At 60.2% G+C, this 1,946-nt stretch carries 2 protein-coding genes; both read left to right on the top strand.

Annotated features, from left to right (window positions below; genetic code table 11):
* Positions 1–1,401 (top strand): circularly permuted type 2 ATP-grasp protein (locus tag C9413_RS31650; protein ID WP_246703914.1); only part of this gene is annotated, 1,401 nt, incomplete at its 5' end.
* Positions 1,401–1,946: alpha-E domain-containing protein (locus C9413_RS31645; protein WP_170251476.1), on the top strand; the 546-nt coding region annotated here is incomplete at its 3' end. The genes C9413_RS31650 and C9413_RS31645, both read left to right, overlap by 1 nt.

Genomic DNA, 1,946 nt, shown 5'->3' with positions numbered 1-1,946 from the left:
GATGAAATGATCACCGGGGATGAAAATCCCCGTCAGCCATATGAGAAATATTTCGAGTGGTACAATGCCCAGGACAGGGCGCATCTGATTGCCAAATCTCGCGACGCGGAAAACATCTTCCGCAAAACCGGCATTACCTTCGCAGTTTACGGACATGCGGATTCCTCCGAGAAGCTCATTCCCTTCGACATCATCCCGCGCATTATTTCCGGGCGCGAATGGCGGAAGCTCGCTCAGGGCATCGAGCAGCGCGTGATTGCGCTGAATGCCTTCCTGGACGACATCTACCACAAGCAGGAGATCATCCGCGCCGGCCGCATTCCGCGCGAGCTGATCGAGAAGAACGATACGTTTCTTTCCGAGATGATCGGCTTCCGTCCGCCCGGCGGCGTCTATACGCATATCGTCGGCACCGACATCGTGCGCACCGGCGAGGATCAGTTCTACGTGCTGGAAGACAATGCCCGCACGCCGTCCGGCGTCAGCTATATGCTGGAAAACCGGGAAACCATGATGCAGATGTTTCCGGAACTCTTCCACCAGAACAAGGTCCAGCGCGTCGAGGACTACCCGTATCTGCTGCGCCAATCGCTTGCCTCGCTCGCCCCTCCCGGGTGCAAGGGCAAGCCGCGCGTCGCCGTGCTGACGCCCGGCATCTACAACTCCGCCTATTACGAGCATTCGTTCCTCGCCGACATGATGGGCGTGGAACTGGTCGAGGGGGCGGATCTGCGCGTCATCGACGGCAAGGTGAAGATGCGCACGACCCGCGGTTATGAGGCGATCGACGTGCTTTATCGCCGCGTCGATGACGACTTCCTCGATCCGCTGACATTCCGTGCCGATTCCGCCCTCGGCATTCCGGGCATCATGGATGTCTACCGCTCCGGCAACATCACCATCGCCAATGCGCCGGGCACCGGCATCTGCGACGACAAGGCGATCTATTCCTACATGCCGGAGATCGTCGAGTTCTATACCGGCCGGAAGGCGCTTCTCGAAAACGTGCCGACCTGGCGCTGCTCGGAAGCCGACAGCCTCAAATATGTGCTGGAACACCTCGAAGAACTCGTCGTGAAAGAGGTGCACGGCTCCGGCGGCTACGGCATGCTGGTTGGCCCGACGGCCTCGAAGAAGGAGCGGGCCGATTTTGCCGAAAAGCTGAAGGCCCGGCCGAATAATTACATCGCCCAGCCGACGCTGTCGCTCTCGACGGTGCCGATCCTCGTCAATAAGGGCATCGCACCGCGCCATGTGGACCTGCGGCCCTATGTGCTGGTTTCCGACAAGGTGCAGATCATTCCGGGCGGCTTGACCCGCGTCGCGCTGAAGCAGGGCTCGCTGGTCGTCAATTCGAGCCAGGGCGGCGGTACCAAAGACACTTGGGTATTGGAGGATTGATGCTCGGAAGAACTGCAAACGGACTCTACTGGATGTTCCGTTACATCGAGCGCGCCGAGAATATCGCGCGTCTTATCGATGCCGGCCTGCGCATGTCGCTAACCCGAAGCGGCCCAGGCGACGACGACTGGGATGGCGTGCTGCAGAGTGCGGGTGTTCGCGAAGCCTACGACGAAGGGCACGCCAAACTCACCAGGGTCGATGCGGTCGACTATCTGCTGCGCGATCATTCGAACCCGTCGAGCGTGATGTCGTGCATCGATTCCGGCCGCAACAACGCCCGCATGGTTCGCACGGCTCTGACGCGCGAGACCTGGGAGGCGACCAACGAGTGCTGGATCGAGCTTAAGGCCCTGCTTTCCAAGCGCCCCAAGGCGGCCGAAATGCCCGAGATCATCGATGTCATCAAGCGGCGGGCGGGCCTTATCCGCGGCGCATTTCACGGCTCGAAGCTGCGAAAAGAGCTCTATGAATTCGCACGCAACCGCCCCTTCATCGAGCGGGCGGACAATACGAGACGCCTACTACGAGTGCATAACCAAGTG

Origin of the sequence: Rhizobium sp. SEMIA 4085 (genome assembly GCF_013004495.1) — a bacterium.
GTDB lineage: Bacteria > Pseudomonadota > Alphaproteobacteria > Rhizobiales > Rhizobiaceae > Rhizobium > Rhizobium gallicum.
The sequence above is the reverse complement of the archived record's forward strand: the minus strand, read 5'-3'. Positions and strand labels throughout refer to the sequence as shown.